14 protein-coding genes are annotated in these 13,360 nt (G+C 58.8%); 8 read left to right on the top strand and 6 right to left on the bottom strand.

From position 1 onward, the window contains the following. From WBC85_RS14690 to WBC85_RS14670, 5 genes are all read right to left on the bottom strand, one after another. Positions 1-586: SPFH domain-containing protein (locus WBC85_RS14690; protein WP_424438826.1), on the bottom strand; the 586-nt coding region annotated here is incomplete at its 3' end. Positions 587-625: 39 nt separating this feature from the next. Then, a complete protein-coding gene (locus WBC85_RS14685) occupies positions 626-1,591 on the bottom strand; it encodes a DUF2927 domain-containing protein (protein WP_424438823.1) in 966 nt (321 codons plus the stop codon). Further along, complete coding sequence (locus WBC85_RS14680; RefSeq protein WP_424438820.1) at positions 1,592-2,785, bottom strand: toxic anion resistance protein; 1,194 nt, start codon at positions 2,783-2,785, stop codon at positions 1,592-1,594. Positions 2,786-2,801: 16 nt separating this feature from the next. Further along, positions 2,802-3,698 carry a 5-bromo-4-chloroindolyl phosphate hydrolysis family protein gene (locus WBC85_RS14675; RefSeq protein WP_424438817.1) on the bottom strand — a complete coding sequence of 299 codons (897 nt, stop codon included), beginning with the start codon at positions 3,696-3,698 and terminating at the stop codon, positions 2,802-2,804. A 318-nt stretch (positions 3,699-4,016) separates the two neighbouring features. Continuing rightward, positions 4,017-4,979 (bottom strand): pseudouridine synthase, encoded by a 963-nt coding sequence (locus WBC85_RS14670; RefSeq protein WP_424438814.1) that lies wholly within the window; start codon positions 4,977-4,979, stop codon positions 4,017-4,019. A 53-nt stretch (positions 4,980-5,032) separates the two neighbouring features. Here WBC85_RS14670 and WBC85_RS14665 point away from each other — a divergent pair, with 53 nt between their 5' ends. From WBC85_RS14665 to WBC85_RS14650, 4 genes are read left to right on the top strand one after another with little or no spacing between them, the layout of a single operon-like run. After that, on the top strand, positions 5,033-5,482 hold the full coding sequence (locus WBC85_RS14665) for a nucleoside deaminase (RefSeq protein WP_424438811.1): 450 nt from the start codon (positions 5,033-5,035) through the stop codon (positions 5,480-5,482). A gap of 52 nt (positions 5,483-5,534) precedes the next feature. After that, the gene (locus WBC85_RS14660; protein WP_424438808.1) at positions 5,535-6,518 is read left to right on the top strand and encodes a membrane dipeptidase; all 984 of its coding nucleotides are present in this window, start codon (positions 5,535-5,537) and stop codon (positions 6,516-6,518) included. Then, positions 6,515-8,167, top strand: coding sequence for a hypothetical protein (locus WBC85_RS14655; RefSeq protein ID WP_424438805.1), 1,653 nt, complete (start codon positions 6,515-6,517; stop codon positions 8,165-8,167). The genes WBC85_RS14660 and WBC85_RS14655 overlap by 4 nt, the downstream gene beginning before the upstream one ends. Before the next feature lie 3 nt (positions 8,168-8,170). Further along, positions 8,171-8,611 carry a DUF3726 domain-containing protein gene (locus WBC85_RS14650; RefSeq protein ID WP_424438802.1) on the top strand — a complete coding sequence of 147 codons (441 nt, stop codon included), beginning with the start codon at positions 8,171-8,173 and terminating at the stop codon, positions 8,609-8,611. An 89-nt stretch (positions 8,612-8,700) separates the two neighbouring features. On the opposite strand, the gene truA is transcribed toward WBC85_RS14650, so the two are convergent. Further along, a complete protein-coding gene (gene truA, locus WBC85_RS14645; RefSeq protein ID WP_424438799.1) occupies positions 8,701-9,480 on the bottom strand; it encodes a tRNA pseudouridine(38-40) synthase TruA in 780 nt (259 codons plus the stop codon). Between the two features lie 111 nt (positions 9,481-9,591). Between truA and WBC85_RS14640 the strand changes: the two genes are divergently transcribed. The 4 genes from WBC85_RS14640 to WBC85_RS14625 form a co-directional block, all read left to right on the top strand. Beyond that, the gene (locus tag WBC85_RS14640; protein WP_424438796.1) at positions 9,592-11,007 is read left to right on the top strand and encodes a YcjX family protein; all 1,416 of its coding nucleotides are present in this window, start codon (positions 9,592-9,594) and stop codon (positions 11,005-11,007) included. Then, positions 11,004-11,465, top strand: a complete 462-nt coding sequence (locus WBC85_RS14635; RefSeq protein ID WP_424438793.1) for an N-acetyltransferase family protein — start codon at positions 11,004-11,006, stop codon at positions 11,463-11,465. The genes WBC85_RS14640 and WBC85_RS14635 overlap by 4 nt, the downstream gene beginning before the upstream one ends. Next, positions 11,458-12,459 (top strand): YcjF family protein, encoded by a 1,002-nt coding sequence (locus tag WBC85_RS14630; RefSeq protein WP_424438790.1) that lies wholly within the window; start codon positions 11,458-11,460, stop codon positions 12,457-12,459. The genes WBC85_RS14635 and WBC85_RS14630 overlap by 8 nt, the downstream gene beginning before the upstream one ends. Further along, on the top strand, positions 12,459-13,360 hold a 902-nt coding region (locus tag WBC85_RS14625), incomplete at its 3' end, for a DUF2339 domain-containing protein (protein ID WP_424438787.1). The genes WBC85_RS14630 and WBC85_RS14625, both read left to right, overlap by 1 nt.

Raw genomic sequence — 13,360 nt, 5'->3', positions numbered from 1 at the left:
CGACCAGCTTGCCAAGCTCGCGTGTGTTCGCGGCCATATCCAGCACAGGAATACCCGCTCGGGCGATGGTGCGCGAAAATTCCTGCACGATGATGTTGCGGATTTGGAACGAGATCTCATCCATCGTGAATTCGCCGTCGGTGCCGACGATTTCGGTGAGGAAACGCGCAGGTTCGGACACTTTGACAGAGTAGGTGCCAAAGGCGCGCAAACGTACAGGGCCAAATTCAGGATCACGCGCGATGATCGGGTTTTTAGTGCCCCATTTCAGATCGTTAAAGCGCGTCGTGTTGACGAAATAGATCTCGGATTTGAACGGGCTTTTAAAACCGTGATCCCAATGGTTGAGCGTCGTCAGGATCGGCATGTTGTTGGTTTCGAGCATGTAAAGACCGGGTGTAAAGACATCCGCAAGCTGGCCTTCATGCACAAATACAGCGGCTTGGCCTTCGCGCACGGTCAGCTTGGCACCGTATTTGATCTCGTGCCCTTCGCGCTCAAAGCGCCAAACCATCGTGTCGCGCGTGTCGTCGGTCCAATGAATGACGTCGATAAATTCGCCCGTCAGAAAATCAAAAATACCCATGGGTTCAGTCCTTCATCAGATATGTGTGTGGTGGTGTGTTCAAAATCCTGCCCCCAGACGCTCGGCGGCAATCTGGCGGATGATCGGGCGCGCGGCGTTCAGGTTCATACCCGTCTGCAAGCGACGATCATAAAGCATGCCAAGCAGGTGCGCATCATGCGTTGTGAGCAGCGCGAATTCATCGTCATCATTGAAAATCGACGGACGCGCCGCTGGGCTGTCATTGGCAAGGCCAAGGCCCTGCGCAAGTTCTTCGTGGATGCAGGATCGCATCATCAGATCCGGGTGTTCCGAGCGGATCAGCGCCACCGCTTGAGTGTACCCGTAGGTGCCTTGGCCGCCAGAAAAGGCAACGACGAGGCAATGGATCGAGCGGGGCAGATCGGCAAAAATGCGCAGGGCGCTGGGATCGATACGCGGCACAAGGGCGCGCACGCGCTCTTGCACAAGCGCGCGGTCATCTTCGCCCATAAAGAGCACATGGAAATTGCCGCTGCTGGGGCTCGCGCCGATCGGGTGGCCCGTTGCACGCGACAGGCGCGCGGCATAGCTCGCAACATTTTCGTAATATCGCGCCTGCTGGGATGGCGTGAAATTCGAGCCGAATTCAACATTGAAGCGCACAGGTCCGTCCCAGCGCTTGAGCCGCCCGGCCTGACCGTTGCTCGCGTTCAGCCCACCGCCCGAATATTCGTCATAAAAGGCGATCTGTTCGAAATTCCGGGCCAGCATCGTATCTGTGTAGGGCGTATCAGGTCCGCCGCCATCAGTGCGCAGCAGTCCCTGAACCAGTAGATCGGCCTGAACGCGGCCATAATAGGTAGCGAGTTCTTTGCTCTGCGCGGATTGGGCCTGCGGCACCGGTTTTGGCGCAATAGGCTTTGGTGTCGGCCTTGGCGAAACCGCAGGGCTATGGGTTGGCGGCGGCGCGTCCACGTCGCACCCTGCCAACGCAAAAGCGCCAAGCAGGGCTGTAAGTGAGAGTATGCGCCGCACCCGTTTCATTTAGCCTGCAGCTGTGCCGATGGTGTCACCAGTGCCCGAGGTCTTCGCCTTGGCAGCAGCAAGCGTATCGCGCAGATCGCTTTCCATCTTCTTGAGTTCGGCTTCGGCGGCTGCACGCTTGGCTTTGCCTTCATCCGCGATTTGCAGGCTTTCTTCAATTGTTCCGATCAGATCGGCATTGGCCTTTTTCACCGCTTCGATATCAAAGACGCCGCGCTCCATTTCGGTGCGGATCATCTTGTTGCTTTCGCGCAGGTTCGCCGCGTTGGAGGTCAGCAATTCATTGGTCAGATCATTCGCATCACGCACCGCAAGCGCAGCTTCGGCAGAGCGTTGGATTGTGACGGCCTGTGCAAGCTGCGTTTCCCAGAGCGGAACAGTGTTCACCAGTGTCGAGTTGATCTTGGTGACGAGGGACTTGTCGTTTTCCTGAACCAAACGGATCGAGGGAAGCGATTGCATCGTGACCTGCCGCGTCAGTTTGAGATCATGCACGCGGCGTTCCAGATCGTCGCGCGCGGCGCGCAGATCGCGCAGCTCTTGCGCTTTCATCACCTGCTCGCCCTCGGGTGCGGCCTGCACTTCAGCGTCCTTGGCAGGGATATCATTCGCGTCGAGCAGGCGGATTTTTTCTTCGCCAGCGGCGATATAGAGCGCAAGTTCGTCATAAAACGCGAGGGTTTTATCATAAAGAATATCAAGCGATTTGATGTCTTTCAAAAGCGTGTGCTCATGACCCAAAAGGTCCTCGGTCACCTTGTCGATCTGGCCTTGAACCGTTTCGAACTTGGCAGTGAACTTGGCAAATGGCGCAGCGCGGCCGATCAGCTTTTCCCACCAGCTGCGCTTGCGACGCACGTCCAGTTCGGAAACCGAAAAGCCGCGAATGGTGGTGACGATATTGCGCAGGGAATCGCCCGCAGGACCAACGTCCTTGTTACGGACATCTGCCAGCATCGCTTGGGAAATAACCTGCAATTCCGCCTGTGCGCCAGAACCGAACGAGACGATGGAATTGGTGTCATCCATGTCGATTTCGTTCATGCGTTTGGTAATTTCTTTACTCACCGTTTTGTTCGCATCAGACAGCGAAACAACCGCATTCGCATCCGTTGGTTCTGCAAGAACAACTGCATTTACTTCTTCTACAAGCGCCAGTGTTTCTTGTGCTTTGGCTTGGATCGTGGTGGCCATTATTCGTAACTCCAGATTAAGACGGGCGAACGCCCTCGCGCTGCAATCTCTCGCGCAGCACTTCAATTTCAACATTCAGATCACTGCGATCATCGAGCAGCATCTTGCGGGTTCGGGCAGAAAAGTTCTGCTCCAGATCATCCAGTAGGGCCGCGTAATCCGTGCGTGCCTGAGCATCGCCTGTGCGGCTGTAGATATCGGCAAATTTCGCCGTCGCATCACGTGCGCCGCGCAGGTAGACGCCCATATATTTGCGCGCCGCAGTCAGATCGCGCGGGTCTTCTTCCACCGTGCGGAACAATTCGCGCGCCGTGCGCTGGAACTGCTCGACGCGGCGTTCCATCCCGCGATCGCCCGCACGCAGGATCGCGTCGGACATTGCGGCAAGGTGGCTTTCGGCCTCGTCTACAACGCGGCTGACGCGGTCTTGCTGAAAGGTGTCGATGCCTTCCATGCCTTTGTGCTTCATCGGATCAATGCCGAAGGCTGCCAGATGCAAACCCGCGCCCGCGATGCCAAAGATAAGCGGGGAGAGAATATCAAAACTGTTCAGGTGGGCGATAACGCCAAGCGCTGCGCCGATACCTGTCAAAGCAGAGGCAATCATTTTGCGCGGCAGGGCAGGGCGACGGGCAATCTTGCGCGCGTTATATTCGGCCTCGGCGCGCAGCCCCGAGCGCAACAACCAAGCGGCCAACGTCAGCGCGCAGGCACCGATCAGGCCAAGGGCCAAAGGGATAGCGCCATCGGAAAACGTCGTCGCCACAAGGACGATTGCAGGAACGAACAACACATTCGAGCGCGCGCCCGCCGGATCGGGGTTTGCGCCATCAAAACTGTTGCGCTGCGGTGCGTCGTGATTGCTATTGGTTTCACCATCGGGGCTAAACTTGCCGCCATACTTCTGCGCCATGTCCTAAAGCCCCCCAAGCCAGCCAGAGCTGACCCCGAAGAGCAGCACGATCAGTGCAACATATGCAAATTTCTGAAGACCCGTTCCGGTCATGGCACCCCCCGATGCGCTATTTCTATATAACTATGTGCTTGTGAGCGCAGAAAAACCAGTGGAAACGAGGGAAAATCGACGCGCATTTCCCCCTATTCGCGATTTTCCGCTTTAGTGACGCGATGCAGTGCGTCTCTCGGCGTTGAGTTTGCGGCTGTAGCCCGACTGAATGACCTCGACAGCAACAAGAACCAGCGCCGAGAATAGAAAAGGGGGAATTCCAGACTATCCGCGCCGCGGACCGGGCTTGCCGCGTGGCTTTGCCGCTGGTTTGCCGCTTTTGCTTGCCAGCGTTTGACCGCGCGGCTTGTGGGCGGGGCGCCCGGTTTCCCAGTCGTCTTCGGTTTTGCGCAAACTGCCCTTCGGAAGCGGCGGACGTTTGCCGCGCGTAACGTTGGACTTGCCGCGTGCGTTGGGTTTCGGCTTTGCGGGCGCGCCCGGAACCTCAAAGTCCTCATCGCTCATGCCCAGCTGGTCTTTGAGCGCTCTTTGACGCAACTCCTCTACCGCGCCGACCTTGAGATTTCCCAGCTGGAACGGGCCATAGCTGACACGGATCAAGCGGTTTACGTTCAATTGGATAGCTTCCATTGCGCGGCGGATTTCGCGGTTCTTGCCCTCGCGAATACCAATCGTCAGCCAAGCATTCGCGCCTTGTTGGCGATCAATGCTAATCATCATAGGTTGGAATATTTCGCCCTGCAGGTTGAGCCCACGGCGCAAAGGTTCAAACGTTTCCTCTTGGGGGCGACCATTCACGCGCACACGGTATTTGCGCAGCCATCCGGTCGAAGGAAGCTCCAGCTTGCGCTTTAGCGCACCGTCATTGGTGAGCAGGATCAGACCTTCGGAGTTCAAGTCAAGACGCCCGACGCTCATCACGCGCGGCATGTCTTCGGGCAGATCATCATAGATGGTCTTGCGTCCCTTTTCGTCGCTGTCCGTCGTCACAAGGCCAAGCGGCTTGTGATATAGCCAAACACGCGGCGGTTCTGGCGGCGTCATCGGCTTGCCATCCACCAGAATGCGCGCGCGCGGCTCGACATTCAGGGCAGGGCTGTCGATTTTGACACCGTCGACGGTGATCCGTCCGGCTTCAATCATGCGTTCTGCTTCACGGCGCGATGCGACGCCCGCGCGGGCCAGAACTTTTGCGATGCGCTCGCCTTTGGGTGTTTGTGTGTTCATAAGCTTGCTTTAGGGTATTGAAGCGCGCAGCGAAAGGCAGATGGTTACGGATTATGCAATTCACGTCATTTATGGATGTCGCATTGGACGAGGCGCGCGCAGCGGGGCAGGCGGGCGAAGTGCCCGTAGGCGCAGTCGTTGTCAAAGATGGCGTGATTGTCGGGCGCGGGCGCAATGCGACGCGCACGGGCTGCGATCCTTCCGCACACGCCGAAATCATGGCCATCCGCGCGGCCTGCGCCGCGCTCGGGCAGGAACGGCTGCCAAATTGTGATCTATACGTAACGCTAGAGCCCTGCGCGATGTGCGCAGGCGCGATAGCCCATGCACGTATCGCGCGGCTGTATTTCGGGGCGGCTGATCCCAAATCCGGCGGCGTAACCGTAGGCGCGCGCGTGTTCGAGCAGTCCCAAAGCCATCATGCCCCCGAAGTCTATGACGGGATCAATGCGGCTGCGGCTGCCAGCTTGCTTCAGGATTTCTTTGCGCGAAAACGCGGCTAAAGGTCGTTTTTGCATCTTGCCCGAAGCGACGTTTGCAGGCAGCGTGAGGCCTATGAAAGCACCCCTGATAGATAACCTGCAATACGCCAACTGGTCCGAAACCATCTTCCGCCAAATGCGCGCGGGCGGGGTGGACGCGGTCCATGTCACCATCGCCTATCACGAAAGCTTTCGTGAAATGGTACTGAACCTCGAGGCCTTTAACCGCTGGTTCGAACGCTTCCCCGAATTGATTTTCAAAGGGACCACCGCCGCTGACGTCCGACTTGCCCGGGAAACGAACCGCACTGCGATTTTCTTCGGCTTTCAAAACCCCAGCCCGATTGAGGACGATATCGGCCTTGTGGAAATCTGCCACCAGCTTGGCATCCGTTTCATGCAACTGACCTATAACAACCAATCCCTGCTTGCGACGGGGTGTTATGAAGAGAATGACACAGGTTTGACTCGCATGGGCAAGCAGGTGGTGAGTGAAATGAACCGCGTCGGTATGGTCATCGATATGTCCCATTCCGCGGACCGCTCGACGCTTGAGGCGATTGAGCATTCTGTAAGGCCTATCGCCATTACCCATGCGAACCCGCATTGGTGGCATCCCGCGCTGCGCAACAAATCCGATGAGGTTCTCAAAGCGTTAACGGGCCGGGGCGGTATGCTTGGTTTTTCGGTCTATCCGCATCATCTCAAGGGTGCATCAAACTGCACACTACAAGAGTTTTGCGAAATGATCGCCGAAGCGGCGTCGCGCTACGGGGCTGAACACCTCGGGATTGGCACCGATCTTTGTCAGGATCAGCCCGATAGCATCGTTGAATGGATGCGGGTCGGGCGTTGGAGCAAAGTGATGGATTACGGCGAAGGCAGTGCGGACAACGCAGGCTTTCCGCCGATGCCAGACTGGTTCAACGACAACCGCGATTTTGGCAATATTTCGCAAGGCTTGCTGGATGTCGGCTTCAGCCTGGCTCAGATGGAAGGGATCATGGGGGGCAACTGGCTGCGCTTTTATGAAAGCTCGTTCGGGCCCGAGGCATGAATACCCCTGACTTGGAAACCCTGCCTCAAACCCGATTGCGCCCGCCAAGCACAGTGATGCGCCTGCGCAGAATGGGGGCGATGTTCCCGACCCGCTTGTCGTTCCTGCGCACATTGATGCGCGATCTGGCGCGCGAAAATGCTCAGGTGACGCGCACCGTTTGGAACATGAACGCTGATGGCTTTGGGCATGGGGTTTATACGCTGCGTCTTGGTGGATACGATTATTCACTTGTGGCGGTGTCGACAGACCTACCGCCCGAGCTGCGCACCGACCGCGTCATCGCGACCGCCTGGGATACAGCCTATGTGCTGTATGACGGGATACCGGACGCCACTGAAATCGCGCGTATCGTAAAAGCAGCCCCGCAGCAGGAAGCTGCGCGATTTACCCATCGCGATCTTGTTCTGAGCCGCGCAAATAAATCTGTGCGCCTGTTCGCACATGTGATCGAGGCATTGAAGCAGGGCGCGCAGCCAGACGAAACCAGAGTGCGCGAAACAGGCTATTTGATGCGCACAACCGCTGTCTATGGCAACGGCAAATTCGGCATTGCAGATCGCGCCCATATTGCCGAACGCCCTTGTTTGAGCGGCCCTTTTGCCGCCGAAATGTTGACGGTTTGGCTTATCCGCGGCTTTACGCATGATCTGGTGGAACATGTGGGCGGCGCGCCGCTCGAGCGACGTTTGAAACGGCATTTGGGCATTGGTAACGCGACAGGGCTTGGCATGGCGCCGTTTCTGGTCAGCCATCCGCGCTTGCTTGATAGCTGGATGCAAGTGCGCGAAACAGCGCTTGCGCGTGTGGCAGCGCTGCCCGCCATCAATAGCGATACGCGCGCGCGTCTCCTTGCTCTTGCAAAGCGCTCTGCGCGACATCTCGAAGAATGGAACGTTCCTGACCTGATCGCCGCGAAACGCATTGCCCGGATCCGTCAGGATTGGCCACAGGTTCAGGCGATGCTTGCGGATGTTTTAAGCGGCCCCGATCCCGTAGCGGCCGCTTTGGCAGCGTCCACGCAGTGGTTCGAGGACACGCAGGAACTGCTGGTTGCGCTCGTGTTAGAGCCGTTCGGGGAAATGATCGACGGGTTAACCGATTGCATGGCCAATCCGCATCAAAGCGAGATTGATCCGGCAATGACACTGGATGATCTGCGCGAACTAATCGCGCGGGACTGGAGCTGGGCGCTTCAGCTTGATTTTGAAAGCAGGATTGAAACGGCACAATTCTGGTATGTGTCCGAGGCAAAACAGGAACCACGTTTGGGGCGCCGCTATGAAGAAGAGGGCGCAGAGCTGGAAAGCCCGCTGGATATCGCGCGGCGCGTGGCCGGGCTGCATTCGGCGCTTGCAGGCGAGGGCGGGATTGTCGCCGAACTGCTGTTGAAACGCCCCGATCTACGATTTGCGCTGCGCCGTGTTCAAACCCTCGCGCGCGCGCCTTACGGCGAAATCAGGGACAACCTGATTGGCGAAAACTGCCTGCCGGTTGATATGCTGCGCTGCAAGCTGGCCTTCTTTGGTGCGGCGAAATTTGATCCGAAATCGGATCGCTGGACGCGGATCACCCTGTGTCAGGGCGCGCCACTGTTTGACGAGTTGGATACAGCCGATGACTGGTGGCTGCCCTGCTTTGGAGAGTGATTGATGCGGTCTGCAAATGAAATTTCGGCCCTTGTAACAAAGGCCTCGCGCGGGGCGGGGATGCCGCTTGGCTGCGCAGAGGACTTTGGCCGCGCTGCGCCGGCTTTGGCGGCGGCGGGTGCATTGCATCTTGTGCCGCACTTGTTGCAGATGAAGTTCGAGGCACCTGTGCTGGAAGGCGAGGCGTTGCAAAACGGCCATCCCGTTTTGGCCATGATCGCCTGGCGAGATTTGAAGGAAGCAGGCCGCGCCGTGGAATTGCAGTGCGACCTGCCAGCCGGGTTGCGCGCTGCAATGAGCGAAACGTCGGCGCCCGTTGGCCCGTTCAACGTGGAAAGTGCGCTCTGGGCACGCCTATGCCAATTCGCTGAGCGCACTTTTGTTCCCGAAAGCGAGCAATCCCGTTTGGCAGGGGCAGGCGCGGCAAGCAGCGATAACGATTGACGAGCTGCGCGGCTAGGGGGCGCTGCCCCCGTCCATCAAGATGGACTCCCCCGAGGTATTTCAGGACCAGAGAAGCTAGCGACAGGGCCCTAGGTCGCGCAGTCTTTGAAGGGGTCTTCGGGGTAGGTGACGTCGGCAAGGTACAGCCCTTGAGGCGGGCTGACGGGGCCGCAAGCCGATCGCTCGCACGCCTCAAGCGCGGATTTGACGTCATCTGGCGTCCATGAACCTGATCCGACCGCCTCAAGCGTGCCGACAAAGCTGCGCACCTGATTGTGCAGGAAAGAGCGTGCGCGCACGCGAAAGCGCACTTCTGGCCCTGAGGGACCATCAATGGCGCGCACGGTCAGCTCGTCCAGCGTTTTTACAGGGCTTGCCGCCTGACAGATCGACGAGCGGAAAGTGGTAAAATCATGCAGCCCGATAAGATGCGCCGCGCCGTCTTGCATGGCGGCGACATCGAGCTGGCGGGGCACCTGCCAGACGAGCCCCGCATCATGGGTCGCGGGTGCGCGTCGCATAAGCAGGCGAAATTCGTATCGTCGCTCAAGGGCAGAAAAACGCGCGTGCCAATCGTCATCAACCTGCGCGCAGGCGATAATGGCAATCGGGTCGGGCTTGAGATGGAAATTCAAAGCCTCGGACAGGCGGAACGGGTCCCAATCGCGCGTCAGATCGCAATGGGCGACCTGTCCCCAAGCATGCACGCCCGCATCCGTGCGCCCCGCAGCGGCAATCGTATGCGCTCCGCTTTCAAGCCTGGCGAGCGCGGCTTCGATCCGGCCTTGCACGGAGGTGTGCTCTTTCTGGCGTTGCCAGCCAACGAATGGCGCGCCGTGGTATTCAACTTTGAGGGCATATCTGGGCATGGCGCTGCTCTTAACGCCCTGCGGGGCAAGGAACAATCTTTTTCCCCTCTGGTAACGCGCAAGGCGCGCCCTTATCCTTAAGCCAAGGAAATAATTGTTGGGGCAGTGTTTGTGGTCATTTCAACCCTCGCAGACGGGATCGTGCGCACACTTGAAGGTGCGCGCGACACGGTGAACGAGACATTGTTCGAGCCTGTGATCCGGCTGGGGGTCACGGGGCTTGCGCGCTCGGGCAAGACGGTTTTCATCACGTCACTGGTTGCCAACCTGTTGGATCGCGGGCGCATGCCGCAGTTGCTGGCGGCCTCTGAAGGGCGCATAACAGCCGCCTTTTTGCAGCCGCAACCCGACGACACGGTACCGCGTTTTGATTTCGAAACGCATCTCGGCGCGCTGACCGCACGCACGCCGCACTGGCCCGAAAGCACGCGCGCGATTTCTGAATTGCGGATTTCGTTAAAAGTGCAGCCCAATGGACTGCTTGGCGGCCTTCAAGGCCCCCGCACAGTGCATCTGGATATTGTCGACTACCCCGGCGAATGGCTGCTGGATCTGGCGCTGCTGGACAAAAGCTATGATGAGTGGTCGCGCGAGGTTCTGGAGCGGATCGAAACCCGCGAGGAAGCGATAGACTATCGCGCTTTGGCTAAGGCTACGGACGCTACGGGCAAACTTGACGAACCCGAAGCACAGGCGCTCGCGGCCAGTTTTACCCGATACCTGCACGCTGCGCGCAAGGCTGGATACTATGATTGCACGCCCGGGCGTTTTTTGCTGCCGGGGGATTTGGCGGGTAGCCCTGCAATTACCTTTGCCCCGATCGCGGGCACATCAAATGCGCCGCGCCGAAGCCTGGGGCGCGAAATGGCGCGCCGCTATGAGGCCTATAAGGCGCGCGTTGTGAAACCGTTCTTTCGCGATCACTTCTCGCGGATCGACAGACAGGTTGTTCTGGTGGACGCGCTTGGCGCGATCCATCACGGGCCGCGCGCCGTTGAGGATTTGCGCGGCGCGATGACCGACATCCTGAGCGCATTTCGTCCGGGCACAAACGCCTTTTTAAGCAAGCTGCTTTTGGGGAAACGTGTCGAGCGCATCCTGTTCGCAGCAAGCAAGGCCGATCACCTGCATCATGCCCAACATCCTGAATTGACGTCTATTATGGAGGCCTTGACGCGCGAGGCGCGGGACAAGGCGCGCTTTGCCGGGGCCAAGACATCGTCAATGTCACTTGCGGCTTTGCGCGCTACAACGGAAGAGACGATCGAGCACGAAGGGGCCAAGCTTGATTGCGTGCGCGGCACCTTGCTTGATAGCGGCAAGCAAGCGGCGTTCTATCCCGGCCAATTGCCAAAAGATCCGTCGCATTTGTTAGGGCCGGCGCGCGATGGCGCTGCGGCCTGGCTGGACGAAGACTATCAGATCATGCGGTTCGCGCCTGCGCCTTTGACGCTGAAACCCGGGGTCGGGCCACCTCACATTAGGCTCGATAAAGCGGCGCAGTTTCTGCTGGGTGACAAGCTGTGAGCCTGCATTTGAGAGCTGCGCGCAGCACCGATGCAGGTAAACTTGGCGCCATGCTATCCGAAGCCGTGGCTGCGAATGCATGGAAACCCAAGGTTCATACGGGTGCCGAAGACATCGCGCATCTGGGCGAATTGATCGCGCGGGGCTGGGTGAATGTGTGTGAAAACAGCGGCGTTGTCGCGGGCTTTCTGGTCCTTGAAGATTACAAGGTCCAATCGCTCTACGTCGCAGGTAATTTTCAGAACGCGGGCATTGGCACCGTCTTGTTGCAACATGCGATGCAAGGGCAAAGCCGCCTAGAGCTATGGACCTTTCAAGCCAACAAAGGCGCGCAACGCTTTTACCTGCGCCATGGCTTTCACGAAGCGGAACGCACCAATGGCGCAGGCAATGAAGAGGGCCTGCCGGATATCCGATATGTTTGGGTAAACCCCGATAAGGAGAGCAAAAATGGCTAAAGGACCGGTTTTGATCGATCTCGAAAATGCCCCCGCGCCAGAGCTCGGACCAGAGGCAGCGCAGCCAGTTCCTGACTTGGACATGCCAGCGCCCAAAGGGCAGGCGATGCAGACCGTAGCCGCGCTAACGGCGCGTCGTCCCTCCCGCCTGAGCAAATGGTTCTGGGGCTTGCTCGTTTCCTTGATGGGCTTCGCGGTGTCGCTGGCGGCATGGGATTTTGCAATGGGGCTGATCGCGCGGGTGCCTTTGCTTGGCTACGCTGTGACGGTGCTACTGGCGGCCTTTGTCCTTGTCCTTTTGGTGATGGGCCTTCGCGAATTGGCGGCGTTTTCGCGCTTGCGCCGGATGGATGTGGTGCACCGAGCAGGCGAAGCCGCGCGCGCCAGCGGCGATCTGAAGGCTGCTCGTCAGGTGGTCGATCAGATCACGCGCCTCTATCGGGGCCGCGAAGATACGCGTTGGGGCCGCGAGGCGTTGGAAGAAAAGCGTGCAGATATTCTGGATGGTGATGCGTTGCTGGATGTCGCCGAGCGTGAAATTCTGGGGCCCTTGGACATCGCCGCGACCCGCGAGATAGAAGCCGCATCAAGGCAGGTGGCGATGGTCACCGCTTTAGTGCCGCTCGCTTTGGCGGATGTTGCAACGGCGCTGACGTCGAACTTGCGAATGATCCGCCGCATTGCGGAAATTTACGGCGGGCGCTCTGGCGCGCTTGGCAATTGGCGCCTGACGCGGGCCGTGATGACCCATTTGGTGGCGACAGGGGCGGTCGCGGTCGGCGATGATTTCTTGTCATCTATCGCGGGGGGCGGTGTTCTGGGCAAAATCTCGCGCCGCTTTGGCGAAGGTGTTGTGAACGGCGCGCTTACGGCAAGGGTCGGGGTGGCCGCGATGGAGGTCTGTCGCCCGCTTCCGTTTAACGTGCAAAAACGTCCGTCTGTGACAGGTATCGTACGGCGCGCGCTAACAGGTTTGTTCGGAGAGACTGCGTAATGGATTTTGAAGGCCTGCTTGTACTCTTTGGTGTTCTGATCGGCCTTGCTGTCTTGCTGGCACCGATTGGCGTTGTGATCCTGTTCAAAAAACTGCGCGTGTTGAACGAGCGCCTTGCGCGGCTTGAATTTCAGCAACTTGCGCAACGCGACGGGATAGACGCGCAACGGGCTAGCCCATCACCCCTAGGTGAAACTGCGGGGGCTTCAAAAACTGCTGAAGATGAACGCATTGCGGCGGTTGCGCCCCGCGTCGAGACTGCCACAGCCAATGCCCCAAAGAGCGTCCCGGACAGCAAAGCCGATGTTGACCCTGTCAGCGACACAAGTGACACGTCGCAAGTCCCGCGTTCTTTCGTCTTTCGCACGCAAACCCTTGAAAACGCAGCCAGTTGGCTAAAAGAAAACTGGTTCCTCGGGATTGCCGCCGTATCGCTCGCGCTTGCCGGGATCTTCATGGTGCAATACGGGGTAGAGCAGGGATTGCTGACACCTTTCGCGCGCATAATGGGCGCGCTGGGGCTGGGCGCGGCCTTTATTGCATTGGGCGAAATCGCCCGCCGCCGTTTCGGTGACGAAGGCGGAAGCATGAATGCGCTGCCCTCGACATTCTCGGGGGCGGGAATCGTAACGCTTTTTGCGGCAGTCCTGTCTGCGCGGCACCTTTATGCGATGCTCCCTTCCGATCTTGCGCTGATCGCCTTGGTTGGCGTTGCTGCACTGGCTGTCGTTCTGGGCTGGTTTTATGGGCCGTTTCTGGCTGCTGTTGGCGTCGTTGGGGCGCTTGGCGCGCCCTTCACTGTGGGCGGCTCAAGCGATGCACCGCATCTGTTCTTCTACTATTTCGCATTGATCGTCGTCATGGCGCTGGCGATTGACACGGTGCGGCGATGGGCGTGGGT

Origin of the sequence: Planktotalea sp., from assembly GCF_049680325.1 — a bacterium.
GTDB lineage: Bacteria > Pseudomonadota > Alphaproteobacteria > Rhodobacterales > Rhodobacteraceae > Planktotalea.
This window is presented reverse-complemented; position numbering and strand designations above follow the sequence as displayed.